Source organism: Solibacillus sp. FSL R7-0682 (genome assembly GCF_038005985.1).
Lineage (GTDB): Bacteria > Bacillota > Bacilli > Bacillales_A > Planococcaceae > Solibacillus.
In genome coordinates, this window is sequence record NZ_JBBOUI010000001.1 from 1,971,106 (window position 1) to 1,994,218 (window position 23,113).

At 33.7% G+C, this 23,113-nt stretch carries 30 protein-coding genes; 16 read left to right on the forward strand and 14 right to left on the reverse strand.

All coding sequences use genetic code 11. The features are described from left to right. Window positions 1-77: 77 nt before the first annotated feature. The 3 genes from MKZ17_RS10035 (at window position 78) to MKZ17_RS10045 (ending at window position 3,815) form a co-directional block, all read left to right on the forward strand. Window positions 78-1,532 carry a hypothetical protein gene (locus tag MKZ17_RS10035; RefSeq protein WP_340723596.1) on the forward strand — a complete coding sequence of 485 codons (1,455 nt, stop codon included), beginning with the start codon at window positions 78-80 and terminating at the stop codon, window positions 1,530-1,532. Window positions 1,533-1,604: 72 nt separating this feature from the next. After that, the gene (locus MKZ17_RS10040; protein ID WP_340723597.1) at window positions 1,605-2,483 is read left to right on the forward strand and encodes a class I SAM-dependent methyltransferase; all 879 of its coding nucleotides are present in this window, start codon (window positions 1,605-1,607) and stop codon (window positions 2,481-2,483) included. Window positions 2,484-2,549: 66 nt separating this feature from the next. Then, on the forward strand, window positions 2,550-3,815 hold the full coding sequence (locus MKZ17_RS10045) for an acyl-CoA thioesterase/bile acid-CoA:amino acid N-acyltransferase family protein (RefSeq protein ID WP_340723598.1): 1,266 nt from the start codon (window positions 2,550-2,552) through the stop codon (window positions 3,813-3,815). 6 nt (window positions 3,816-3,821) lie between these two features. Here the strand turns inward: MKZ17_RS10045 and MKZ17_RS10050 are convergent, their stop codons facing one another. After that, window positions 3,822-4,745, reverse strand: a complete 924-nt coding sequence (locus MKZ17_RS10050; protein WP_340723599.1) for a hypothetical protein — start codon at window positions 4,743-4,745, stop codon at window positions 3,822-3,824. Window positions 4,746-4,993: 248 nt separating this feature from the next. On the opposite strand from MKZ17_RS10050, the gene MKZ17_RS10055 reads away from it, so the two are divergent. Next, window positions 4,994-5,275 carry a hypothetical protein gene (locus tag MKZ17_RS10055; RefSeq protein ID WP_340723600.1) on the forward strand — a complete coding sequence of 94 codons (282 nt, stop codon included), beginning with the start codon at window positions 4,994-4,996 and terminating at the stop codon, window positions 5,273-5,275. A gap of 245 nt (window positions 5,276-5,520) precedes the next feature. On the opposite strand, the gene MKZ17_RS10060 is transcribed toward MKZ17_RS10055, so the two are convergent. From MKZ17_RS10060 to MKZ17_RS10070, 3 genes are all read right to left on the reverse strand, one after another. After that, complete coding sequence (locus MKZ17_RS10060; RefSeq protein ID WP_340723601.1) at window positions 5,521-6,489, reverse strand: alpha/beta fold hydrolase; 969 nt, start codon at window positions 6,487-6,489, stop codon at window positions 5,521-5,523. A 149-nt stretch (window positions 6,490-6,638) separates the two neighbouring features. Then, complete coding sequence (locus MKZ17_RS10065; RefSeq protein ID WP_340723602.1) at window positions 6,639-7,040, reverse strand: hypothetical protein; 402 nt, start codon at window positions 7,038-7,040, stop codon at window positions 6,639-6,641. A 61-nt stretch (window positions 7,041-7,101) separates the two neighbouring features. Continuing rightward, window positions 7,102-7,653 carry a DJ-1/PfpI family protein gene (locus MKZ17_RS10070; RefSeq protein ID WP_340723603.1) on the reverse strand — a complete coding sequence of 184 codons (552 nt, stop codon included), beginning with the start codon at window positions 7,651-7,653 and terminating at the stop codon, window positions 7,102-7,104. 139 nt (window positions 7,654-7,792) lie between these two features. Between MKZ17_RS10070 and MKZ17_RS10075 the strand changes: the two genes are divergently transcribed. Together MKZ17_RS10075 and MKZ17_RS10080 are read left to right on the forward strand one after the other, a co-directional pair. Continuing rightward, a complete protein-coding gene (locus MKZ17_RS10075; RefSeq protein WP_340723604.1) occupies window positions 7,793-8,197 on the forward strand; it encodes a VOC family protein in 405 nt (134 codons plus the stop codon). A 151-nt stretch (window positions 8,198-8,348) separates the two neighbouring features. Then, the gene (locus MKZ17_RS10080) at window positions 8,349-10,130 is read left to right on the forward strand and encodes a M3 family oligoendopeptidase (RefSeq protein ID WP_340723605.1); all 1,782 of its coding nucleotides are present in this window, start codon (window positions 8,349-8,351) and stop codon (window positions 10,128-10,130) included. 400 nt (window positions 10,131-10,530) lie between these two features. Here the strand turns inward: MKZ17_RS10080 and MKZ17_RS10085 are convergent, their stop codons facing one another. Further along, window positions 10,531-10,848, reverse strand: a complete 318-nt coding sequence (locus MKZ17_RS10085) for an RNHCP domain-containing protein (protein WP_340723606.1) — start codon at window positions 10,846-10,848, stop codon at window positions 10,531-10,533. Between the two features lie 553 nt (window positions 10,849-11,401). On the opposite strand from MKZ17_RS10085, the gene MKZ17_RS10090 reads away from it, so the two are divergent. From MKZ17_RS10090 to MKZ17_RS10100, 3 genes are read left to right on the forward strand one after another with little or no spacing between them, the layout of a single operon-like run. Next, window positions 11,402-11,752: a GntR family transcriptional regulator gene (locus MKZ17_RS10090; RefSeq protein ID WP_340723607.1), complete on the forward strand. Its 351-nt coding sequence runs from the start codon at window positions 11,402-11,404 to the stop codon at window positions 11,750-11,752. A gap of 12 nt (window positions 11,753-11,764) precedes the next feature. After that, complete coding sequence (locus MKZ17_RS10095; RefSeq protein ID WP_340723608.1) at window positions 11,765-12,631, forward strand: ABC transporter ATP-binding protein; 867 nt, start codon at window positions 11,765-11,767, stop codon at window positions 12,629-12,631. Further along, complete coding sequence (locus tag MKZ17_RS10100; RefSeq protein WP_340723609.1) at window positions 12,628-13,323, forward strand: hypothetical protein; 696 nt, start codon at window positions 12,628-12,630, stop codon at window positions 13,321-13,323. Before MKZ17_RS10095 ends, MKZ17_RS10100 begins: the two co-directional genes overlap by 4 nt. An 85-nt stretch (window positions 13,324-13,408) precedes the next feature. Here the strand turns inward: MKZ17_RS10100 and MKZ17_RS10105 are convergent, their stop codons facing one another. From MKZ17_RS10105 to MKZ17_RS10135, 7 genes are all read right to left on the reverse strand, one after another. After that, window positions 13,409-14,584 (reverse strand): hypothetical protein, encoded by a 1,176-nt coding sequence (locus tag MKZ17_RS10105; RefSeq protein WP_340723610.1) that lies wholly within the window; start codon window positions 14,582-14,584, stop codon window positions 13,409-13,411. 13 nt (window positions 14,585-14,597) lie between these two features. After that, window positions 14,598-15,422 carry a hypothetical protein gene (locus MKZ17_RS10110; protein ID WP_340723611.1) on the reverse strand — a complete coding sequence of 275 codons (825 nt, stop codon included), beginning with the start codon at window positions 15,420-15,422 and terminating at the stop codon, window positions 14,598-14,600. Beyond that, on the reverse strand, window positions 15,419-16,108 hold the full coding sequence (locus tag MKZ17_RS10115; RefSeq protein ID WP_340723612.1) for an ABC transporter ATP-binding protein: 690 nt from the start codon (window positions 16,106-16,108) through the stop codon (window positions 15,419-15,421). The genes MKZ17_RS10110 and MKZ17_RS10115 overlap by 4 nt, the downstream gene beginning before the upstream one ends. Beyond that, on the reverse strand, window positions 16,105-16,494 hold the full coding sequence (locus tag MKZ17_RS10120) for a GntR family transcriptional regulator (RefSeq protein WP_340723613.1): 390 nt from the start codon (window positions 16,492-16,494) through the stop codon (window positions 16,105-16,107). Before MKZ17_RS10120 ends, MKZ17_RS10115 begins: the two co-directional genes overlap by 4 nt. A 177-nt stretch (window positions 16,495-16,671) precedes the next feature. Continuing rightward, a complete protein-coding gene (locus MKZ17_RS10125) occupies window positions 16,672-17,256 on the reverse strand; it encodes an aminoglycoside adenylyltransferase domain-containing protein (RefSeq protein ID WP_340723614.1) in 585 nt (194 codons plus the stop codon). A gap of 262 nt (window positions 17,257-17,518) precedes the next feature. Continuing rightward, window positions 17,519-17,671, reverse strand: coding sequence for a hypothetical protein (locus MKZ17_RS10130; RefSeq protein ID WP_340723615.1), 153 nt, complete (start codon window positions 17,669-17,671; stop codon window positions 17,519-17,521). A 97-nt stretch (window positions 17,672-17,768) separates the two neighbouring features. Next, the gene (locus tag MKZ17_RS10135) at window positions 17,769-18,092 is read right to left on the reverse strand and encodes an alpha/beta-type small acid-soluble spore protein (RefSeq protein WP_340723616.1); all 324 of its coding nucleotides are present in this window, start codon (window positions 18,090-18,092) and stop codon (window positions 17,769-17,771) included. A 277-nt stretch (window positions 18,093-18,369) separates the two neighbouring features. On the opposite strand from MKZ17_RS10135, the gene MKZ17_RS10140 reads away from it, so the two are divergent. From MKZ17_RS10140 to MKZ17_RS10155, 4 genes are all read left to right on the forward strand, one after another. After that, window positions 18,370-18,699, forward strand: coding sequence for a hypothetical protein (locus MKZ17_RS10140; RefSeq protein WP_340723617.1), 330 nt, complete (start codon window positions 18,370-18,372; stop codon window positions 18,697-18,699). Between the two features lie 195 nt (window positions 18,700-18,894). Next, window positions 18,895-19,350, forward strand: a complete 456-nt coding sequence (locus tag MKZ17_RS10145) for a GNAT family N-acetyltransferase (protein ID WP_340723618.1) — start codon at window positions 18,895-18,897, stop codon at window positions 19,348-19,350. Window positions 19,351-19,394: 44 nt separating this feature from the next. After that, window positions 19,395-19,997, forward strand: coding sequence for a nucleotidyltransferase family protein (locus MKZ17_RS10150; RefSeq protein ID WP_340723619.1), 603 nt, complete (start codon window positions 19,395-19,397; stop codon window positions 19,995-19,997). Window positions 19,998-20,007: 10 nt separating this feature from the next. Beyond that, a complete protein-coding gene (locus tag MKZ17_RS10155) occupies window positions 20,008-20,346 on the forward strand; it encodes an ASCH domain-containing protein (RefSeq protein ID WP_340723620.1) in 339 nt (112 codons plus the stop codon). Window positions 20,347-20,389: 43 nt separating this feature from the next. On the opposite strand, the gene MKZ17_RS10160 is transcribed toward MKZ17_RS10155, so the two are convergent. Continuing rightward, a complete protein-coding gene (locus tag MKZ17_RS10160) occupies window positions 20,390-21,004 on the reverse strand; it encodes an FMN-binding negative transcriptional regulator (RefSeq protein WP_340723621.1) in 615 nt (204 codons plus the stop codon). A gap of 18 nt (window positions 21,005-21,022) precedes the next feature. Further along, window positions 21,023-21,544 carry a GNAT family N-acetyltransferase gene (locus tag MKZ17_RS10165; RefSeq protein ID WP_340723622.1) on the reverse strand — a complete coding sequence of 174 codons (522 nt, stop codon included), beginning with the start codon at window positions 21,542-21,544 and terminating at the stop codon, window positions 21,023-21,025. Window positions 21,545-21,738: 194 nt separating this feature from the next. Here MKZ17_RS10165 and MKZ17_RS10170 point away from each other — a divergent pair, with 194 nt between their 5' ends. From MKZ17_RS10170 to MKZ17_RS20590, 3 genes are all read left to right on the forward strand, one after another. Beyond that, window positions 21,739-22,269, forward strand: a complete 531-nt coding sequence (locus tag MKZ17_RS10170) for a GrpB family protein (protein ID WP_340723623.1) — start codon at window positions 21,739-21,741, stop codon at window positions 22,267-22,269. Between the two features lie 26 nt (window positions 22,270-22,295). After that, entirely contained in the window at window positions 22,296-22,646 is a 351-nt protein-coding gene (locus MKZ17_RS10175) for a cupin domain-containing protein (protein WP_340723624.1), read from the forward strand. A 232-nt stretch (window positions 22,647-22,878) separates the two neighbouring features. Then, a complete protein-coding gene (locus MKZ17_RS20590; RefSeq protein WP_350462374.1) occupies window positions 22,879-23,022 on the forward strand; it encodes a DUF4181 domain-containing protein in 144 nt (47 codons plus the stop codon). Window positions 23,023-23,113: the final 91 nt, after the last annotated feature.

Here is a 23,113-nt window from a genome sequence, read left to right on the forward strand (position 1 = left end):
TACTGGAACTTAGAGAGTATTTAACGAAATATTTTCACCATCCTAAGTAGAAGCTTAAGCATAGGATGGTGGTAACTTTGAGGTTTATTAAAGAAACTGCTTGTTTATTAGTCATTTTATTAGTTTTTATAAATTTAGTTAGTCATGTAGGAGCCGATTCTGATGGAGAGATAACACTAAAAGAAGCAGTTGACATTGGATTGCAGCGAGCAAAAGAATGGAATGAAAACGCAATACTAACAAGTGTCAACAGTGTGGACGAAACGATGGGTGGCTCTAGAGGGGAAACAGGGAAACGCTTTAAATGGTTTCTGATTTTTATAGTTCCAAGTACAGATGATTATGCTCTAATTGGCATCTCAGAAAAGAAAATTACCGTGTTTAGAACGAGTAAGCAGACTCCGGATTCACCCATACCTTACGATGAAATCAAATTGGATAGCTCGGATGTTCTCAAACTAGCCAAGGACAAATACGGATTAAAACAAGGTGAAGATTGGGCAACAGGATTTCATTTTACACTTGCGAGTATTAATGGTAAACCCATTATAGATGTCGTAGGGAATGATCGGGATAAACGCTTTGCTCGAATTTCATTTAATGCCCAAACCGGAGAGGTGGTCAGTGCGGTTCATAAATTACCGTACGGTGGAGGATTGATAGCAAGACATAAAGGCAGCGACACTGTAACAAAAAAAGGAATGGCAATTACAGGAGTTGTTGCTGGAAAGAAGAATTTAGTCGTTTGGGGAGATAAAAAGCCAACCCAATTTAGTACAACTAAACAACCTTTTATAGAGTGGAGCCATAACAATGGAGCTACATGGATAAAACTACAAACGAATGATTATGTAACACACGCATGGTTTAATAAAAAGGATCAGTTATATGCAGCACTGGAAAAAGAATTATGGTCAAATATTACTTCAAAAAGCAAAGGCATGAAAATTCTTTCATTAGATCACAGAATTGAGAACATCGATTATTCAATAAATAACCATATCGTTGTACTATCAAATGGACAGGTTTACCTAACAATGAATCAAGGTGGGAGTTGGGAACAGGCGGTTGTTCCTAAACCATTTTATGTGATTCAAATATCGAATCGAGGTGATGTACTAGGGCTAACAGAAGAAAAGGAAATTTTTCAAAAGACAAATGATGGTTGGCAACAACTAACTATGCCGAATAGCGATGACGAACCGTATGATATGAAAGTGATTAAAAATAATCTATTCATTACAACAAAAAGTGGCGTTTGGACAAGAAATCTACAAAAAGAAAATTGGAAAAAGATTAAAATCGATGAGTCAATCGGGAAATTTATTAAAAAAGGAGAGAAATTATTCGGATATACAGATAGTGGTGAAGCTATTTTTTCCATCGGTATAAAAGATAAAAGTAAATCGGAAAAAGTATTTGATGTGAAAGATGCCATCATTTTTGATATGGATCTCATGGGAGATACTTTATGGTTGGCAACGATACCAAATTATTCGTGGGAAGAAATGCCGATACCGGAGAGAAAATAAAAATTTAACATGTGATTGTTCAAAATAGAGCAATCACTTCTTTTGCTTTTTTATAAAAGAGGAGGAGTAAACTTGGAAGAATATTTTTGGGATACCCAACTAGAATATCTTAAAAGAACGAGAGATTTATATTATAACGATGACTATCTAGGATTTTTAGTAAAAACTGTTTGGAAAATAACAAAACCAGTACATATTATTGATTTCGGTTGTGGATTTGGATATTTAGGGATTAAATTATTACCCCTTTTACCGAAAGGTTCTAAATATACTGGGATAGATAAAGGACAACAACTAATTATTAAGGCGAAAGAGTATTTTCGTAATCTTCCGTATGAAACGGAATTCTTTGTTGCAGATACGAATGAAATTGAATTAGAAAGTAAATACGACATTGCTGTTTGCCATGCATTTTTATTACACATTTTCGAACCAAAAAGAATGCTTCAACGAATGGTGAATTCTGTTACAAACGATGGCAAAATAATTTGTTTTGAACCACACTGGATTTCAAGTATGGCGTCCTACGAACTCGATGGATACAAACAATCACAAATTGTTCCACTTAGTATTCTTCAAAAATTATATGAAAAGAGTTCAAATAAAACTGGAATTGACGGAAATATGGGGACAAAGGTTCCTAAATATTTATCTGAATTGGGCGTTAAAAACATTGAATGCAGAGTCAGTGATAAAGTCAACTTCCTCCATACCGTTTTGAACCAATCAGAAAAGCAAAAATTATTCTCTTCATTAAAGGAAGAAGGAGTAGGTGGAGAACCAATAAAGAAAGATCAATTTATAGAAAATTTGATAAAACGTGGGCTTTCACTACAAGAATCAAAGGATCAATTTGAGGCTGAACTTCTGTTTTCGAATGTATTTAATATAGAGTCTTCTTTATTATACACCCCAAGCATGAAAATAACTTTTGGAGAAATTAATAGGTGAAAATATATTTCCGAATAGATTCCGACTTACTAGAATTATAGACATTTATTTATGGAGGGCAAATCAATGAAACCATCTTTCCATGTTAACCAGAGCAGTTCCTTAATAGATTCATCACTAGAACTCCGTGTTAATAATCTCTGTCCATGTGAAGTTGTAACAATTAAAGCCGAAATGTGGGACAATCTTGGAACGAAATGGGCATCGTTTGCGGAATTAATGTCTGACAGTGAAGGGCAAATTAATTTAGCAACAGCGCAACCTGAATCAGGAACTTATGTTCATGCTGATGTAACAGGACTTTTTTGGTCGATGTCACCTATATCGAATGATCAGCCAAAGAAAAGGACGCCCTTAAAACCAGTAGAAACAATACTTACCTTAATGAGAGAGCAAGAAGTTTTGACAGTCACTTCCATCATTCGTGAGGTAGTATCTCCAAAAGTAAAACGATTATCTATACGTGAACAAGGATTGGTTGGAACATTCTTTTATCATTCTAATAGCGAACCCTTGCCGACGATTATTGTATTAGGAGGATCTGAAGGAGGATTGCGAGAGAGCAATGCAGCCTTGTTGGCCTCACATGGATGTAATACATTAGCTTTGGCGTATTTTGGAATTGAAGACTTACCGAAAGAGCTAGTAAATATTCCATTGGACTATATTGAAAAAGCAATCAATTGGCTGAACGATAATCCACTTATAGATAGTACAAAACTAGGCATATTCGGAACTTCTAAAGGTGGTGAATTAGCTTTATTAAGTGCCTCCGTATTCCCAATTATTAAGGCAGTAGTAGGATATGTACCTAGTGGCGTTGTTTTCCCAGGAATCGGGCAATCAGCACTTGGTTTATCTTCATGGCAATTTAAGGGGGAATCGTTCCCGTTTGCTTGTGGTGATGTACCAAAAGACGTGACTAGTAAATTAAATAAGGCGAGACAAACAGGTGAACCAATTACTTGGCGGGAAACCTATCTATATTGGGCAGAAGGGGAGAAACAGGCAGAGATTGCAGTCGAAAATATTCAAGGTTCTGTTCTTTTAATTTCAGGGGGGGATGACCAGTTATGGCCAGCTGATTGGTTGTCTGAAAAAGTAATAACTCGGTTGAGCAAACATAACCATCCATATTACTATGAACATATCAATTTTACCAATGCTGGCCACGCTTTTGTAACTCCTGGATTCCCAACCACACAATCTGTCGTATCTCCTTTTGGAAACGGTATGAAATTGTTACTTGGTGGAAATCCAAAAGATAACGCACACGCACAATTTGAAGCGTGGCAAAGGGTAAAAGAATTCTTTAGAAAATACTTAGCCTAGATTCATTTATTTAAGTTCAACATTCGGTAAATCATTTATTTCTTTATACTTTGAAAGAGCTTCCTTTTTTTTTTTTACATTTAAAATATAGGAATTCCAGCTTTTTTTATTGTCTAAATTTAATAATTTCGCAAACTCATATGCAAAGAAATCGGTTGTATCCACCTCAAATTCCACCGTTTTTATACCTAAAGCTGCTAATTCAGTTAGCTGCTTTTTTAATAATGCATGCAAATTATAGTCATTTCTTTTTCCAATCCAGCCGATTTCATAATGGTGTTTTTCAGTTTGATGTAGAAAAATATAAGCACAAACGATGTTATTTTCAACGATAACTGAGCTCAAGTTTAAATCTGGGGCATCGCTGAGTAGCATATCTCGCCACGCTTCCCACGAAACGTTCTTAGCTTCATTACGCAAATGTGTTTGCTCGTAATTATGCTTTAATAAAGCAAATAAGTCCTTCTCTAAAAGCGGATTTAATAAAAGTTGCTTAAGTGAGTAAGTATGCTTTTCTTCTTGTATCCCTTGTAGATTTTGTTGTAAAAATTCAATCGTATAAGATTCCATATAGGTTTTACGAAAAAGCTTGAAGTTAAATTCCGTTATTAAGTCAATTTTATTTTCTTCATCTTCCCAGCATGAAAAGATGATTTTGTTTTGAGGTGCGCTTTTTTCAATTAATTTTTCGATTAATTGTGGAATGGGTTTAGAGGAAATGAAGTGAACATATTTAGCAGTTGGATGATTTGGGTTTGCCCAACTAATTCCAATGCCTTCAATAGTTTGATCAGACAATGCAATAAATAGTTCTTTATAGTTTTTAGAAGTGATGCGCCAGTTCAATTTATCTAGCGCGGCTTCTAAATTAGTGTTTAATAAATAATGATCGAAATGATCGACTTGAACAATTGTAAAAGGAGTAGTCATAGTAATCTCTTTTCTAATGATTATTTTTATGTTGCAGTATTTTCATAGTAAAATATATGTTTAAAACATATTATTTTAAATTGTATAGACCTATTGAGATTTGTATAGCTCGTCAGGAGAAAAATTTGTTCTCCTGCTTCAACTAACAGGCATTTTGTTGAGAATTCCCTAAAGGAATCAGATCAGGCAAATAAATAATCTGTTTGTGTTAATATAATAAGAAGAAATCTTTGTTTTAGGAGGATTATATGAGCTTGATAGCGCAACATCCTTATATAAAAGTAGAAAGAAAAGTGACAAGTATTGAACAGTTTGAAATTGAGCATAACCGAATCATTTACTTATACAAAGATAAGGTTGTTACACAGAATAGAGAGTTTCCGATTAAGTATGTAACGGATTTTTCTTATCGAGAAATTGCAAATCAAGGTGGTATTCTCTATTTACATACGCTACAAGGTGTATTTACGTATATAGTGAAAACTTCACCAGAAGCTTTTATTACAGCATATAGAGCTTATTTCAAGTAAAGTGCATTAAGAAAAGCACAGATGGCACAAAAGAATTTACCGTTTGTAATGTGCCCAAACAAAAGTTGAGGAAAACGAAATAACCCATGAAATACTGTGAAAACAACATTTTTAGGGTTTTTTAAGGATAGTGTTTTCAACTTATTATGCAATGCTATATAAAAATACTATGTTAGGACTTTTCAAGATTTTACTGAGTGTGTTATCTGGGAGTTAAACTATTTGTTATAAATTGCATAATCGGATTAATAGGATGAAGTAAATGCTTCTATTTCTTTAGTCATTTCCTTATAATTTTGCCAATGCAAGTAATGATGCCCACTTAATGAAATAAGCTTACGGTGGTCCACGTGTTGTAGCTGAAGTTCATAAAAGCGTTTTGTCGATTTTCCATCTTCTGCTACGCGATGATCCTCTTTCATAAAAATCATGACAGGAAGCGATGTAGGAAAGTCCAAACTTTTTGTCTTTTCAATCGTATTCTCCAGTTCATTTGCTTCATCGATAATATTTTTATTGTAGCCTTTCCAAGCTGTCAGTTTTTCCGCTATAGTTAAATTCTCTACTGAATATGTATGTTCTTCAGCGAGTGGTAAAGTATTAACTAGATTAAACTGTAGACTTAGACGAGCGATCCCACTAGGTGCTAAGAAACGAAATGATGATGGAATCTTTGGGACAGGCTCATTAAAATAATCGATCGCTTGTGGTAGGGTAGGATCAATCCCGATAACTGCTTCCACTTCAGCTGGATAATGATGGGCATAATACATCGTATAAATCCCAGCTACGGAATGGGGCATGAATATATAAGGACCATCAATTTGAGATGTTTGCAATGCTAATCGTATTTCTTCTACAATATGCTCAACCGTTCTTTTTCGATCCGTTAGATCACTCCAGCCGTAACCATAAGGCTCGACGACAGCGACTTTAAAGTTTTCCGCTAATTCATTGATTAGTGGTTCAAAGTCAAGAACAGGCGCTGTCGTTCCTAAGCCAGGTAAGAGGACTATCGTTTTTTCCCCATCGCCTTTTACATAAACATGCATTTTACGATTATCTAAGGACACGTAATATCCAGGTGCCGGATAGTACTTTTGCTCATATAGCTTCATTCCGTGATGACCAATTACTAAAGTAAAAAAAAGTACTGCTAATAGTAATAAAAAGGATTGAATGATTTTTCCTAGTTGGATTTTTTTTAATGACATGACGTTCACCTCTAACGATTACTTTAAGAAAAGATGAATCATGTCACCATCGATTTGTCATTCCTCTATGTGACAATTTTGTCATTTATTCTTTTCCGTTCAAAAAGAGCAGAACCGTTTTTAAGGTGACCCCAGATTGTTATACATTTTTAATGAATGGTTTCCTCTGTTTCCCTTACAATCATCCACTGTCCATCAATTAAACGCCAATTTTCAATCGTAAATAATCGAGCTAAAACCGTATTGTTTTTCTCGACCAATTGCTCAAAAAATACAACTGCATTTTCTGCATTTCTAAGGCGGATAACGCGATTGTCGAACTTTTTAGTGGCGCCTAAAAAATGGATCACCGATTGGTTCATACCAGATATGGCCTCATGTTTATTAAAAAATATAGGCTTTTCATTAGTATCTCGGAAAAAGGCTACGTAATATTTTTCAGTCATTCGATCTAATGAAGCGGTGTCTCCAGTCAACATTGCAGCATTCCAATCCGCAATATACGCATCATGCATTTTAGTAAATTCGATTAAGACATTTTTTTCAGTCATTTGATTCGCCTCTCTTTATCGATTTTTTATTAAAATTAATTTCAGCCCGTTTAATAAACCATTATCTAATACCTTCTCGATACCAGCCTTCATCAAATTCAAGCTGTAATGCTTTTGCAAACATTACTCCCCAAGTAATAAATGATACGCCCAATGCTGTAATCAAATTGCCATCCTGCACGACTAATTCATTTACATAATTTGCATCATCAAACAAGCGTGAATTAACACGTGCTTCTTCAAATAGACCAACTGTATAGTTTTTATTTGTAAGTAAGCCTGCTTTTGCTAGTAATGCTGGCGAACTCGAAATACTAGCGATTATAAAGTGTTCTTGATTAGCTATGTTTTTAATAAAGTCTATATATGTATGATTTTCGAGTACTTTAAAAATATCCATGCATCCAGTTAATAGAAGACTATCAAAATCTTCGACATGAATTTCATCAATTGTTTGATCGGCTATGACGGATAACCCGGCTTCACCAATAATAGGATTTCTATCGAGAGAGATTACCGAAATAGGTTTTCCCCCTTGCATTAAAAGTGATAAAGCCGTAGTCAATTCATATTCACTAAATTGTGGGTAAAGAAGAATTGCTGTTTTTTTCAAAGTTATACCTCCTATTACATGGAAAAAATGTTTAATTTAATAATATAATAGAAGTGAAGAATAGTCGAAAAAATATAGAATTTTATTGTTTCCTATAATTCTTTTTAACAATCAGAAAATTGTTGTAAGGAGGGTGCGAATGATTTTTGAAATAACAAACCAAATCCGTGTTTCAAATTTTCAAGAAGGACAAATCTGGTATGAAAGTTTCTTAAATAGGAAACCGGATTATATTCCACATGAAGGATTTGCAGAATGGGAGCTCATTCCTGGTTGCTGGTTGCAAGTTGCAGAAGGAACGACAACTGAAGGATGCGGACCAATTCGTCTAGGGGTTTCTAACTTGGAAGCAGAAAAGGAAAGACTAATAAAAACACTAAACATTGAAACTTTTGACATACAATCAAGACGAGAAGTTCCAGTGAAATGGGCGACTTTTACAGATCCATGGGGGAATCAACTAGGCTTATTCGAATATTTGGATAAGAACGAAGAAAAACAGCGAATCAAAACGATTATTGGAACGTGGGAAGTTAATAAATGACTAGTTGAACGGGACTTCAAGCTTCTTGAAGTTCTTTTGTTTTGAATAAAAATAGCTTATGTTTCAATAATAAAAAATTATCATAGTAAGTAAATCGATTATTGTTTAATATAAGAATGTATGTTCTGTGTTCTTGTTAAGGGGGAGAAACGTGGATAAATTAAATCAAAATTGGAATTTAGAAGTTATTTATAACAGTACCAATGAACTGCATGTTTATTTACATCAACTTGAAGAAGATTTACAGGTGTTAGCTCGAGGAATCAATAGTTTTTCTACCATAAGTATAGTAGATGCAAATAAAATGAAGATTCTACTTTTAGATTTAGGAATGAATAAAGGGAAGCTGTCGCAAGCAACCTCATATATCACTTGTTTACTTGCACAAAATCCATTGGACGAAAAGGCCACCCTGTTACAAGGAAAGGTTACTAAATTAAGCAGTCAATTTGAACATACGTTAACTAAAGCGAAAAATATAATCGCTCAAATTTCTCCGGAATTGTGGGAAGTGTTGATTGAATCTCCAATTGTTAACGATTTTAAATTTATTTTAATAGAGTGGCGCAATGCGGGGAATACATCGCTAACACATAATGAACAAGCGATGCTATCAAGTTTAATGACAGATGGCTATCATGCATGGGGACAAATGTACCAAACTTTGATGGGGAATTTAAAAATTGAGCTGCAAATTGAAGGGAAAAAACATACATATTCAGTTGGCCAAGCTTTGAATTTACGTGCCCATCCTGATGAGCACATTCGTAAGTTCGCTCATGAATCATTAGAAAAGGAATGGGCTGAGCATCAACAAAACTTTGCAAAAATATTAAACCATTTAGTCGGTTTCCGTATTCAAATGAATCAATTGCAAGGCATTGAAGATGCGTTAGACGAGCCATTACGTAAAAATCGTATGAAAAAGAAAACGCTTGACGCCATGTGGTCGGCGGTAAGTAAACATAAGCAGCCATTTGTCTCGTATTTAAACCATAAAGCGAAAATGAATCATGATGGAAAAATGCAAGCATTTAACTTTTGGGCGCCTATAGCATCAGTCGGCAATAAAATTCATTTTGATGATGCGATCAATCTAATCGTTGAACATTTTAGTAAGTTTGGACCGAAACTAAAAGCCTTTGCTGTAAATGCTTTTGAAGACGGGTGGGTTGAAGCAGAAAATCGCCCTGGAAAATCATCCGTTGCATTTTGTGCTAGTTTCCCTATGTCAGCAGAATCACGTGTTTTTATGACATTTGATGGCACGATGAAGAGTGTTTTGACGCTTGTTCATGAATTAGGTCATGCTTTTCACAATTTCGCAATGACTGATATTTCGGGCTTGAATAGGGAGTATCCATTAAGTATTGCAGAAACAGCATCCACATTTGCCGAAATGATTGTTTTGGAAGCCGCTATGGAAAATGCAACTTCCATTCAAGAAAAGATATCGTTACTAGATGAAAAATTTAAACGAAGCGTGATGAATTTTATGAATATTCATAGCCGTTTCCTTTTTGAATTGAAGTTTTATGAAGAACGAAAAAAGGGACTAGTAGCGGTTCATCGAATAAATGAATTGATGCATGAAGCCATAAAGGAGGGATATGAAGATTCCGTTGAAGAGGTATCAGTATATACATGGCTTTGGACACCACATTTTTATATAACAAAAGCACCATTTTATAATTTTCCATATACATTTGGCTATTTATTTTCTTTATGCTTATTTGCAAAGTATAAAGAAATGGGCACGGCCTTTGAAAATGCATACATCCAATTGCTACGAGACTCAGGAAAAATGTCAACTGAGGAACTAGTGTTAAAGCATTTAAATGAAGACATTACATCAGAAGAATTTTGGGAAAAGGGCTTGAAGTTATGTGTACAAGATGTGGAGTTATTTCTACAATTAACGGCGTTAAATTGATCTTTGGCTGAAGATTTTTAAGCTCATTATGCAGGAAGAAATACAGAAGAATATTTTGAAAATTAGATTTTTAAATGGTCCTTTAACAGATGAAAAATGTCCATTAATACCTTAATATTGGCTATTAACTCTCATATTGGGTATTAACAAGCCAATATTTTCTATTAATTTACAATTAAGGTCATTTATTTGCTCAAAATTGGCTATATTATTTTAACTTTGTCCATTAAAAATGAGGGCTAAGTAATGTTACTACAATCAAATTGGAAATGTCTATCTAGAGTGCTTCGTACAGTCAATTCGTTATTAGGAATAAAACACCAAACATAAAAATACCATCATTTTGAATGAGTCAAAGTGATGGTATTTTCCATTGGCACGACGTACCCTTGGGAATAATTTAGACAGGTGTTAAGGTCGTCATTAAACTTAAAATATCATCCTCTTGTATTGTATTAACAGCGATTTTATTGCGCTGTAATTTACCACAAGTTTGGCATTCGTGAACAATTTGATAGCCTTTTTTCCCTGAATAATCAAGACGAATTGGTCGCATTAGACCTTTACAAGTACTTAAACGATCGCCTGGCTTCTGATCAAGATGCTTTGAAAATAAACAAAATGGACAATGGTTTCGAAAGCTTCCATTGCTTAATGGTTTGATGTGTGCTTGACAATTTTCACATTGAAAAGCAGTATTTTCGGTTTTTCTACTCAACGTATCTCCTCCAAGATGAATATTCATCTGAAGGAAAGGGTTCCGTTTGTTTTCCAATCTATAAGATAGCTTCAGGCTTTGAAGGAGAATGGACAAATTCACCGTCTAATTTTATTAAACGATTACTTCTAGTTCCTACTTCACAAAGGCGTATTGCATCCTTTGATCCGGACCACGATTGACTTTATGTATTTGAACCAACCACTGTAAGACGGACTGCTCCACCTTCCACTAGTAAGTGTTCATCCTTCATCACTGACAAGGGCATCCGTCCCCTAAAAGACACGTTTGTGAGTTTTTAAATTATGCATAAACCGCTCCATTTCATAAATAATTAATAATTATTCCCTAACTATATTTTACCACTTTATTACACGGAAAGAAGGTAGAATGTAAAAATCGTTGGCAATAAACATGTTAGCACGTGTAAATAATTTGGTAAATTTTAGCAAAAATAAATTTTCCATATAACGTTATTTATTGACTTAATTTAACAATGGTGATATGGTTGGTTACACAAGTAACTAACCGAACAACTTTTGGAGGAGGTAACGTGAAACATTCATTAACGAATGAAAAACCGATTTACCAGCAAATACGTGAAAGAATCGAAGATAGTATTCTTGATGGCGTACTCAATGCAGAAGATCAAATTCCTTCAAAAAATGAATTTGCGAAGGAATTTCAAATTAATCCAGCAACGGCGGGGAAGGGGGTTAATGAATTAGTCGATAAAGGGATAATTTATAAAAGGCGAGGTATAGGCATGTTTGTTAGCCCAAATGCCCGTGATATTTTAGTTGAAGAACGAAAGCAACAATTTACATCTCAATTTATTGAACCACTTAAGGCAGAAGCACGACGTTTAGGTATTTCAGAAGAAGAATTACGAAAAATGTTATAAAGGAGCATCTGAATGAAAATTGAAGTATGTAACATCACAAAAAAATATAAAGAGCATGTTGTTTTAAATAATTTGAGCTTTACTATTGAAGAGCCAAGTATTATCGGCTTTCTAGGTCATAATGGGGCAGGGAAAACGACATTTTTAAATATATTATCGGGGTTAATACCAGCAACTTCCGGTGAAATCAATATTAATAATCAACTAGTATTTAACAATAGTGCAGTACTTCAAGATATTTGTTTTATTGCAGAGACGGATAATTTTCAATTAGAAATGACTGTGGAACAAACGTTGAAGGCCAATCATTATTTTTACCCAAATTGGGATAATCAATTGGCAAAACAATTAATTTGTGAATTTTCACTGCCATTAAAAGGAAAGATTAAAAACCTATCGAAAGGTATGGTATCTGCACTTGGCATTATTGTCGGGTTAGCTAGTCAAGCGAAAATAACTATTTTTGATGAGCCGTATATTGGACTGGACGTAGCAGCAAGAAGTAAATTTTACGATTTATTATTAGAACAACAGGATATGAATCCTCGGCAATTTATTCTTTCAACTCATCTAATTGATGAAGTAAGTAGTATTTTTGATAAGGTAATAATTGTTCAAGAGGGGAATTTACTTTTATATAAAGACTTCATTGATTGGGATGAAACAATTATATCAGTCAGAGGACATAAAGAAGCAGTGGATATGGTAGCGAGCAAGCATACGGTTTTATATGAGCAACTATTTATGAATGAAAAAATGGCTGTTTTATATGTAACGAATTCAGATGCCCATTTTGATACAGTAAAGGTAGAACGTCTTTCGATACAAGATTTATTAGTTTATTTAAGCAAAAAAAATAAGGGAGGGATCGCAATATGAATATTTATAAAGGCAGCTTCTTTGTTTTTTTTCAAAGCTATAAAAAGCAGATGATTACTTTCTGGACAATTTTATTGTTAATAATTGCTTCCTCATTTGCGATTACTTACTTTGTTAAACAAGAAATACAATTATTTATATCTATTTCAGTACCTGTCTATGTATTCTTTGTCATTATCGGCTCTAAGTTTTTAACGAATACGTTTAATTATTTATTAAGGCTTGGAATGAGTAGAGGACATTATATTAAAATAACGGGTGCAATTTTTATCATCGTTAGTTTATTCAGTGGGCTTTTTTTAGCAATTATTCATGAACTTTTTGCGCTGTTGAAAAAGAACTTTATTTCCAATGAATTATTAGTCATACATCCTAGCTATTTTTTTGATAACTCTTTATCCTTTTCTTCTATCTTCATTTCAGATTTTGTCATTCTACTTTTATGTCTCGTTAGTGGCTTGATTACAAATTATGCTTTTTATCGATTTGGTACAGTAGGGGGTTATTCTTTAATAGGCTTGAGTGCATTCTTTGTCATTATTGCAATGCCTTTAGAATGGTATAGCGGTGTATATGAGTTCGTAGTTAATTTATCTTTCTTCTTAGTTTGCCTTGGAATAGCCATTATTAGTATACTTTTATTTTCATTGATGGCATTTGTACTAAGAGCGCTTCCTGCAGTTCCAGTGTAAATAATTTAAATCGGAAATGAAAGGCATGGATTGTATGCAAACGTAATCCATGCCTTCGTTATGTTGAGGGGGAGGGAAATGTAACCTACTTATCTTCCACTTGATAAATGTCATAGAAATGTGTTTGTAAATTCTTTTGGGCACCGCTCTGAGTAATCTTTCCTTCAAATAAAACATCAGTTGTTTCTAGGTCATGGATTAGTAATACATATTGAATATCATCACCAACTATAACGTCATCGGCATGTACACTGTATAGCTTATTTTCTATTTCTCGTATTGTTTGAATTTCATTCGAAATAGGTAAGGGGAAGCTAACTGACTCATGCCATTGTTTCGACTCAATGTTATATTGGTATCCCTTAATACCTGTTTCTAATCGATTAAAAACATATAATTTTTCATTATTTAAGAACGTGTACGTGTAATCCATTTTCGATCTTACTTCATTTGGTAATTCTAGTTTTTCCGTGTTTTCACTTTGAAAATCGTATACATATAAATCCGTCGGGGCAGATGGAGCAGGAGTATTAGATTCAAACTTTTCTACATTGTAAATAAAATAGCGATTATTGTCTGATACTCCATTGTAGTTTCTAAAATATGAGTCTTTATCATTTATGGCAAGTAATGTTTCTTTTGTTATAGCCTGTTGCTCCTCATCAATTGTAAAGGCATATAACGAGCTCCCAGCATTCGTCGTATGAAGTTCCACTATTAATTTGATTTCACCGTCTACATGATAGATGCTTTTGATACTCGCCATTTGGTAGATAGTTGATAATTGACTTGTAAGCTCGAATTTTTGCCTCTTTTCCGTCTCTTTATCCAAAATTTCAACTTCGATATTAACGGCTCTTTTATTCCATTCTTTAGTATTATAGTTTTCCGTACCGATATAAATCATTCGATTATCATTGATTAAAAAGTTACTATAAGGATTTTTACCTCGTACAAAGCTACGGTATTCTCCTAGCTGATTATTTAATGATAATGGCAAAGGCGAAAATGCATTAATAACCATAGAATCCCCATATTGACTAATCAATCCATCCTTAGTTAACGAATAATTTCTCCAAATATAATTATTAGTCGGGATGGAAACCTCGAGGATTAGATTCTCAATTTCTGCTTCATTTCCACTTACTTTTTCGATTTTATAATCAAAATTTTTGTTTGCGATAGCTGACTGAATATAATACGTACTTATTGTTAGTACTATAACTACACTCATCGCAATAAATTTCCAATATTTTTTCATAACTCTCCCTCCATTACACATTGACTTTGTACTTAAGTAAATAATTAGCGAACCAAACCGCATTCCCAAAAATAAGTAGGCTTACGAAAATAGTAATTGCAAGAATTTCCATTGGGAAAAAATAATAATATAATTCATTTAGTATAAACGGGGCAGCAAAGACTAGTACCATTAAACCAGCATATAATAGAGCAAAGAATATTCCTTTTAAATGATAGCTACGCTCGAGCAAAATCCCTGTGAATATGACTGCGACACTAATAATACCGATCCCGTATATAAGAATGAAGTCAAAAAATGTTTTAGGGTAGAAGTAAATAAAAACGTCTCTTTGAATGGCATCATTAAATGGAATATTTTTTAGAAATGCCGGATCTATAAGCCAGCTTACAATCTTCTGTTCAATTAGGATTAAAAAAACTTGTACTGTGATTAAACCGAGTGTAAAAAGTAAAATTGTCGTTAATTTCGCTAAATAAATATTTCTTCTTTCAGTTGGTAACATTAATAAGCGGTACATAAACTTACTTTTTCCAAACCAATCACGGTACCAAATGATTAATACGTACAGTAATAATACGGAAATACCTAACATGATCGACCACATATATCCACCTGAATATATAAATCTATCAAAAGAATAGGCTCCATACTTTTCTATATAGGTCTCTATGGCTATAAAATCTCGAGCAATGACAGTTTCTGCATTTTTCATATAGCTTGATGTTTGTAATATGACACCGCCTATTTGCAAAAGGGTAATAATTGCGATTAGAATGAGATAAAACTTAAAAAAACGGTTTACTTCAAAATTGACAAGCTTTAAGTAGCGATTCATCCTACATACACCTCCCGCATAATATCAACAACAGATTTCCCTTCATTTTCCCGTACGTCTTCCACACTGAATTGTTTTATCACCTGGCCATTTTCAATTAAAATCGCCTGATCAATTAAATGTTCAATATCATTAATTTCATGCGTCGTTAAAATGATCCCGCGTTGTTCAACTAAATCACTTGTGAACAATTCCGCTATTTGCTCTCGTGCAAATAAATCAATGCCTGAGAAAGGCTCATCCATTAATATATAGTCCACATCTAATGCTAATCCTAATAGTAAATTGACTTTTGCTGCATTCCCCTTAGATAAATCACGAATACGATCTGAGAGGTTGAGCTTAAAAAACTGTAACAATTCAATTGCTCGTTGTTCATTCCAACTCGTATAAAAATCAGCCATAAATGTAAGTGCGTCGTCAATGGTCATCGAAGAGGGCATCTTCAATGAATCTGGTATGAACGTTATTTTTTCAAAGCTATTTTTACTGATTTTTTCACCGTCAATTAATATTTCGCCACCGTGAATTGGTGTTAAGGCCATTATGGATTTCATGATCGTCGTTTTTCCCACACCATTAATACCAATTAAGCATGTAATGTCTCCTTTTTTGGCTGTAAAGCTTAAATTATTCAACACTTGTTTTTTGCCAAATTTCTTAGAAACGTTTTTTAATTCAATCATTTCGTCTCCTCCGATTCTCCGCCTGTCGTTTCAAACTTCTTCTGTACAAGCTCTAATACTTCAGGTAACGGGGCATTAATGGATTTTATCGAGGATATAAATACATCTACTGCTTCGATAATTAATTCTTCCCGTACACGTTTTAGAATAGCTTCATCTTTTGTAATACAGCTCGGCATGTTGCCCTCAGTATAAATCAAACGTTGTTCCTCCATTTCTTTATAAGCTCGTTGTGCGGTATTAGGATTAATTTTCAACTGATTGGCTAACTCTCGTCTTGACGGTATTTCCTGCCCGGCCACATAGAAACCCTTTGCAATTTGCTCCTTAAAATGTTGAATTACCTGGATGTACACAGGATCTCGATTATTAAATGTAACGCTCAACGCATTCAACTCCTTTAATATGTTTTAGTGTATTAAGGTATTAGTACACTATGTTTAAAAAAAGGCGCTACTATTTACAATTTCAAGTGTATTATAGGCTTAATACAGATAAAACGTCAACCATTATTTTACATCGTTTGATTACAATGTAAAATAATAGTTGTAGTTAGGTTGATACTATGCATTTAAAAATTGTTGAACATTTTCATCGATGTATGCCTTAAATAAACATAATTCTGTTGTATGAAAGGAAGCAGCATTTGTATTCGTTTCATACGCTAGAAGGGCTTTTTTAGCAATACCATTTATGTTTTGTGGTAAATGATGTGAGCCCCAAAACCCAGCTTCTTGTTTCGAGGTAATCCGTTCTTCCTTTACAAAGAGATATACACGTAAAAGATTTAAAATACAGTAAACAGGAGTATGTTCCATATTATCAAGGCAATCATTATAGTCACTAAGTAGAGCATCCAAATAATCAAATTTAGGGACAGTAGGGAACACCTTATGAATTGGTTTACCTTTAAGGCAAATCCCTTGTTTATGTAAAATTGTAAGATGTGCAGCTAAATCAACATCTGTTTTGTCGTGTAGATTGAAATATAGACTTGAATTATTTTGTAACGCTGTTACAAACCGGTCTCGCCAATATTCACTATAATGAAAGTCATATGGACAAGGATGGCTCCAAACTTTTAGCTGTTCCACATGAAAGAATGTAATTTCAATTGGATAGGGTTTAGTAGAGGTGGATAAAAACAATTTAGCTAGTTCTTTCTGAACACTGATCGTTAGAGCTGTTTTAGTGACAACTAATAAATCAATATCACTAGAGTGTTTATTAAATCCACCTAAAGCTAATGAACCATGTAATTAACAGCCAACGAAATTTTGTCGTACAATTCGGCAAATCTCCAATTGTAATTTTTCGATAAACCGATTTACATCATCTTGTAAACCAACTGTTGTTATGTTGTTATTTATTTTTGTCATCTCCTAAACGGTGTAATATGCAGCTTTTATATTAACTTTCTATAATATCCATCGCATATGAAAAAAATTTATCAGCACTCGTTAATCCTAATGAATCTATTTCAACATATTCAAATCGATCATTCTTTATCATATTTACTTCTCCTTTTAGTAAGTGTAATTTTATACTTTCGATAGAAAACATAAAATTTCCTCCGGACGGTTGCACCATTTATAGTAATTCCATTAAAAAAGCCATCGAATTTCGATGACTTTTAAAGAGTTTACTTCACCATTGATTATTAGTGATAATAATTTTGGTTAGGGGAATTATAGTGATTAGATAACGGTAAAAGGTCTTGACTGTGTTCTTCCGGCCAAGGAAGCATTAGTTGCTTTTGCATAACTTTCTCTCTTTTTACAACGACAGGCACTAATTCTCTTTGTGTCATTTGAGCAAGCTGCATCTTCCCTAATTCAATAAGTCTTTTCGTCATTTCACCACCGATTTTTCCGTTTACGCGAGAAGGTAATTCACCTTTATCGATTTCATCGTAATTATCAATTCCGAATTCGGCTGCTATTTCTAATTTCATTTGTTGCAATGGATTTTGTATATTTGTCATAAGAATCCTCCTTTTTTATTAATATAAACAGGTTTTAAAGTAATATTCTCGGAACGTATATGATATAAATGAATAATATTTTAGATTTACCAAAATTTGATTGAAATATATAATGGTTATTTGTAAAAATAGTATTTTTTATTAAATTTGGTGCTTCCCTTCAAATAGATATTATTAAAAATCTCCATTTTTTATATTTTTCCCCGAACGTCTAACGAACAAAAAAATACAAACATATACTAATTTGAAGTTTATTAATAGGAAGGGGGTGAATAAAATGCCATTTTTCCAACAATATCCGAGATCGGGTCCGTATAGACAAGGCCCTTACAACCAGGGAAGACAGGAACTACCTAATTTCTATTCCAATCAAATTAGACAAGAGCCATCTTTTTACTCGAATCAAGGGTGGCAGGAGCAGCCTAATTTTTATCCCAATGGTGGTTTGCAAGGAAACCAGCAATATTATCAAAATAATGGATTTCAAAACTCTAGATTTGGAAACTTACCAAATCATTTAAATACTATTATGGGTCATGCTGGGACAATCACAAATGGTGTAAATATGATGAGGCAGTTAAGTTCAATAATGAGTTTATTTAGATAGAACGATAATAAAACATGTATTAAGTACATCAATCTGTAATAAGATTGATGTACTTTTTTATGAAATAAATTTTGTAATACTTAGGCTATCTGTTCTAATGGTGCATTAAGTATGTTCAACATTTGGAGAGGAGTATGGAGGGGAAATCTAACTGTTGTCGAATTAATACGTATTAGTAAAAAGGAGGCGTATAATTTGTACCAATATTTTAATGGACTTGTTATAAGAGATGGGACGGAAGGAATTCCTGCTACCTACGTTGAAGCACTTTTTGAAGATGCAGGATGGGCAAAAAATACACCAGATTGGCAAAAGGAAAAATATTCTCACATATTTAAAAATTCTACATGGGCGTTTACCGTTTGGGATCAGAACAGCATGATTGGAATGGTTCGGGTCATTTCTGATCAAATAATGGCAGCAAATATTATGGATTTAGTTGTTTTATCATCATATCGTGGAAAAGGAATAGGGAAAAAGCTAGTGGAGCTATGCTTACAAAAGCTGCCACATGGCGATTGGTTTGCGCACACTTCGGCAAATAACTTTGGCTTCTATGAACAATGTGGATTTGAAGTAAAAGATTTATCTAAAAATGGAACCTGTGCTTATTATGGTTATATTCAAGCACGCAAGGATGGACATCGCTAATGGTCTATCAGTAGAGCTATATTGACGAATGGGGTTATCTTGACATGTTGAATGAACAAAAAATTATTGAATTAATTTCAAAAGACAAATGGATGATGGATATATTAATGACAGTAAAATCATTGGATTTGCCCGATTGGTGGGTATGTGCAGGTTTTGTTCGTTCAAAAATATGGGATACGCTACATAACTATTCTAAAAGAACACCGATTCCAGATATTGATGTCATATATTTTGATCCTTTGAAATTGGATGAAGCGGAAGAAAAGACATTGGAAAATAAACTGAAGATTCAAACGCCGAATATTCCTTGGTCCGTAAAAAATGAAGCAAGAATGCATATTCGAAACAATATGTCTCCTTATACATCTTCAATTGATGCAATGTCAAAATTTCCAGAGACAGCAACAGCATTAGGCGTAAAATTAGATGAAAACAATAAGGTCATATTAGCGGCTCCATGTGGTATCGCCGATGTCGTTAATCTCGAAGTGAAGCCTACGCCTTACTTTACAAACTGTCCAGAAAGAATGGGAATATATGAAACACGACTATTACAAAAAAATTGGCAATCAATATGGCCGAAAATAAACGTATTCCAATTCCAAGTATTAAAACAAAAAATAGTTCCGAAGAAAAGTAAGTGAGGTGATAAAGATGATACATAAAATGGGTTTGTTTGGCGAATATTTTCAATCCATCATCGAAGGGAAAAAGAAAGTAGAAGTACGCTTAAATGACGAAAGTAGAAGGGCCATTAACGTTGGGGATACGATTGAATTTATTAAAGTTCCTGAACAAGATCAATCGATAATAGTTCAAGTAACCGAAATTAGAAAATATAGCACGTTTAAAGAAATGTATGCAGATATACCCTTTGAAGATTTCGATTGCGAAGGGTGGACAATGCAAGAAATGATCAATGGTACATATGAAATTTATACGCCTGAACAAGAAAAACAGTGGGGAGCTTTAGCAATTACGATTCAATATTAAAGAAAAATCATTCATAATAAACTACTCTCTAGTCAAGATTTGATTAGGGAGTAGTTAAATTCCGTTTCATAAGCGTAGCAATATCACGATCAAACCGTTTATCACGTTCTTCTAACTTTTGAATGACGGATTTTTGTCGTTCCTGAGGGTGATTTTGACTTAATTTCGCCTTTGCTTCGATTGTTTGAATGTTGACTTTAAAGCTTTGAATACCTTTGTTTAAACCGGCTAAATAATCATCATCTACTTCTTTCATTGCATAATTACTCGAAAGCCCTTCATATTTATCGACTAATTTTATTAAGTTTTCCTCAATAAGCTGCTCATCCGTAATGATTTCCAATTTTCCTGTGACATGTACGGTCACATAATTCCATGTGGGCACAGCATGCTTTGTTTCATACCAAGTAGGAGAAATATAACAGTGCGGTCCTTGGAAAATGACGAGGACGGTTTGCTGCTCAATATCCTTCCATTGCGGATTTGCGCGGGCGAAATGACCATAAATGTTCTTCATTTCTGCATCTACATATAACGGGAGATGGGTAGCATAGGGGCTACCCATATACTGTGAAATTAACGTCGCAAAGCTGTATTCCTCAATCACTTCACGAATTTGCACTTGATCTGTCATTTGAAAATATTTCGGTATATACATGAAGTAAGCTCCTTTCATTTAACCCCTTAAAGTTTTTTTCATAATGAAATCAGTTTGCTGCTCATCGCCCATATAAAATATTTTTTTACCACTTTTTTCAAAGCCAGCTTTTGAATAAAAGGCAATCGCATTTTCATTCTTTTCCCAAACCCCAAGCCAAATAATGGTTTTACTTTCTTCTACAGCAATATCAATCGCTTTATCCATTAATACTTTTCCAAGTCCTAATTTTTGGAAAGATTTCTTTAAATAAATCCGCTCAACTTCTAACGCCTCATCGCCCATATTTTCAGACTGTGCGGAATATGTGTTTACCTTTAAGTAACCAGCCAGCTGTTCATCTACAAATAGTAAATAAAATCGAGAATGGGGATTATTTAGTTCAGCACTTATTTTTTCACTAGTAAAAGCTGTAGCAAGGTAATGTTTCATGTTTTCTTCCGTGTTCTCATTTTTAAAGCTTTCGTAAAAAGTTTCTTTCCCAATAGCAATAATTAATTCAATATGTGCTAAGGAAGCATGTTTTAATTCGATTAGCATTTATGGTCACTCCTTGATTAATAGGGTTTTTTTAATTTGGAAGTAGGGGGAGCGAGTTTCATAAGGGGAATTTTAGTCCTTTAAATCGTTCGTTTTATGTAATACTATTTTAGCACTTATTTGAAAAAACTTACAGACTTGAAAAGGTACGAATTTACCCATAATCTTAATTTACAACAAAGGAGGCGTGATGAATGAAATTGGGTTTGAAAAAAGAAGAGGTCATCCTAGTCCCATATGAAAAAGAGTGGAAAAATGAGTATGAACGTGTAAAAAAAGAAATTTTGAACTATGTAAATTTGGAGCCAAATCAAATAGAACATATCGGTAGCACAGCGATTAACGGGATGAAAGCGAAGCCAATAATTGATATTTTAATTGGTGTGGAGCAGCTAGAAGAGATTGATAAAACTTTTTATAACGGCCTTCAGCAAGCTGGATTTTATAGATTAAAGGTAGAAAGGCCAAATGAGGTTGTTTGTGCAAAATTTCTTGATGAATCCTTTGAAGTAAAAACACACTTTATTCATCTAGTCGAAGTAAATAAAGAAAAGTGGAAACAGCTCCTTTTTTTTCGAGATTATTTAAATGCCAATTCAGATGCAAAAATACAATATGAAACAATTAAAGCGTCTTTTTTTATGACCGATTTAAAAGGAATTAACGCTTATACGGACTATAAAGAGGAATATGTAAAGGGCATTATTTCAAAAATGCATTCGTAACAATTACTAAATTTTGGAGGGGTTAAATGGAATTTTATAAGTTTGATCGGAGCAGTGCGAAGAAAATTACAAAGTTTGATTCCAATTTTATGATGATACGTATTGCCGAAACGGAACAAGAAACACAAATAAGTTGTATGTTTTTGGAACCAGGTGGAGTAATTGGCTACCATCAAGCGACTGTTCCGCAATTACTTTTTATTGTGAAAGGAGAAGGTTTTGTCCGTAATGAAAGCGAGGAAAATATAAAAGTACAACAAGGTGATGCAGTTTATTGGAATAAAGATGAATGGCATGAGACGAAGACAGATTCAGGATTAACGGCGATTGTCATTGAAAGTAAAACATTAACTCCTGCTTATTTTGGATTTAAATAAAAAATGGGGAGATTTTTTAGTGTCATTAATTAAAATTGTATTTTATATAGTAGTCATACCATTAATGCTCTTTCTCCTAGAGAAAAAAATTTTAAAGATCGAATGAAAGAAGATTGCAGACACTTCTGGTAAAAAAATTGATCGCTACGGAAGAATAATATTAATCGTTCTAATACTGGAATTTTATATTCAAGAAAGTAATTCTTATGATGAAGCTTCTAAGTAGTATTTATTGATTTTATTTAGCTTAGTATGGGGAATTCAAGGGATTTTAGAGTGGATTTACTTAAGAGAAACTAGACAATATATTACGACGTTTCTTTTCGTATTAATTGTAGTTATCTTCATGTTAAATATAGAGAATATATTCGGATAATTATTTAGAGGGATGATTAAATATTCAAATTATCGTTGAATTTATACGTAATTATGGTAATGTAAAAGTATAAACGGACGTATGAAGGGAA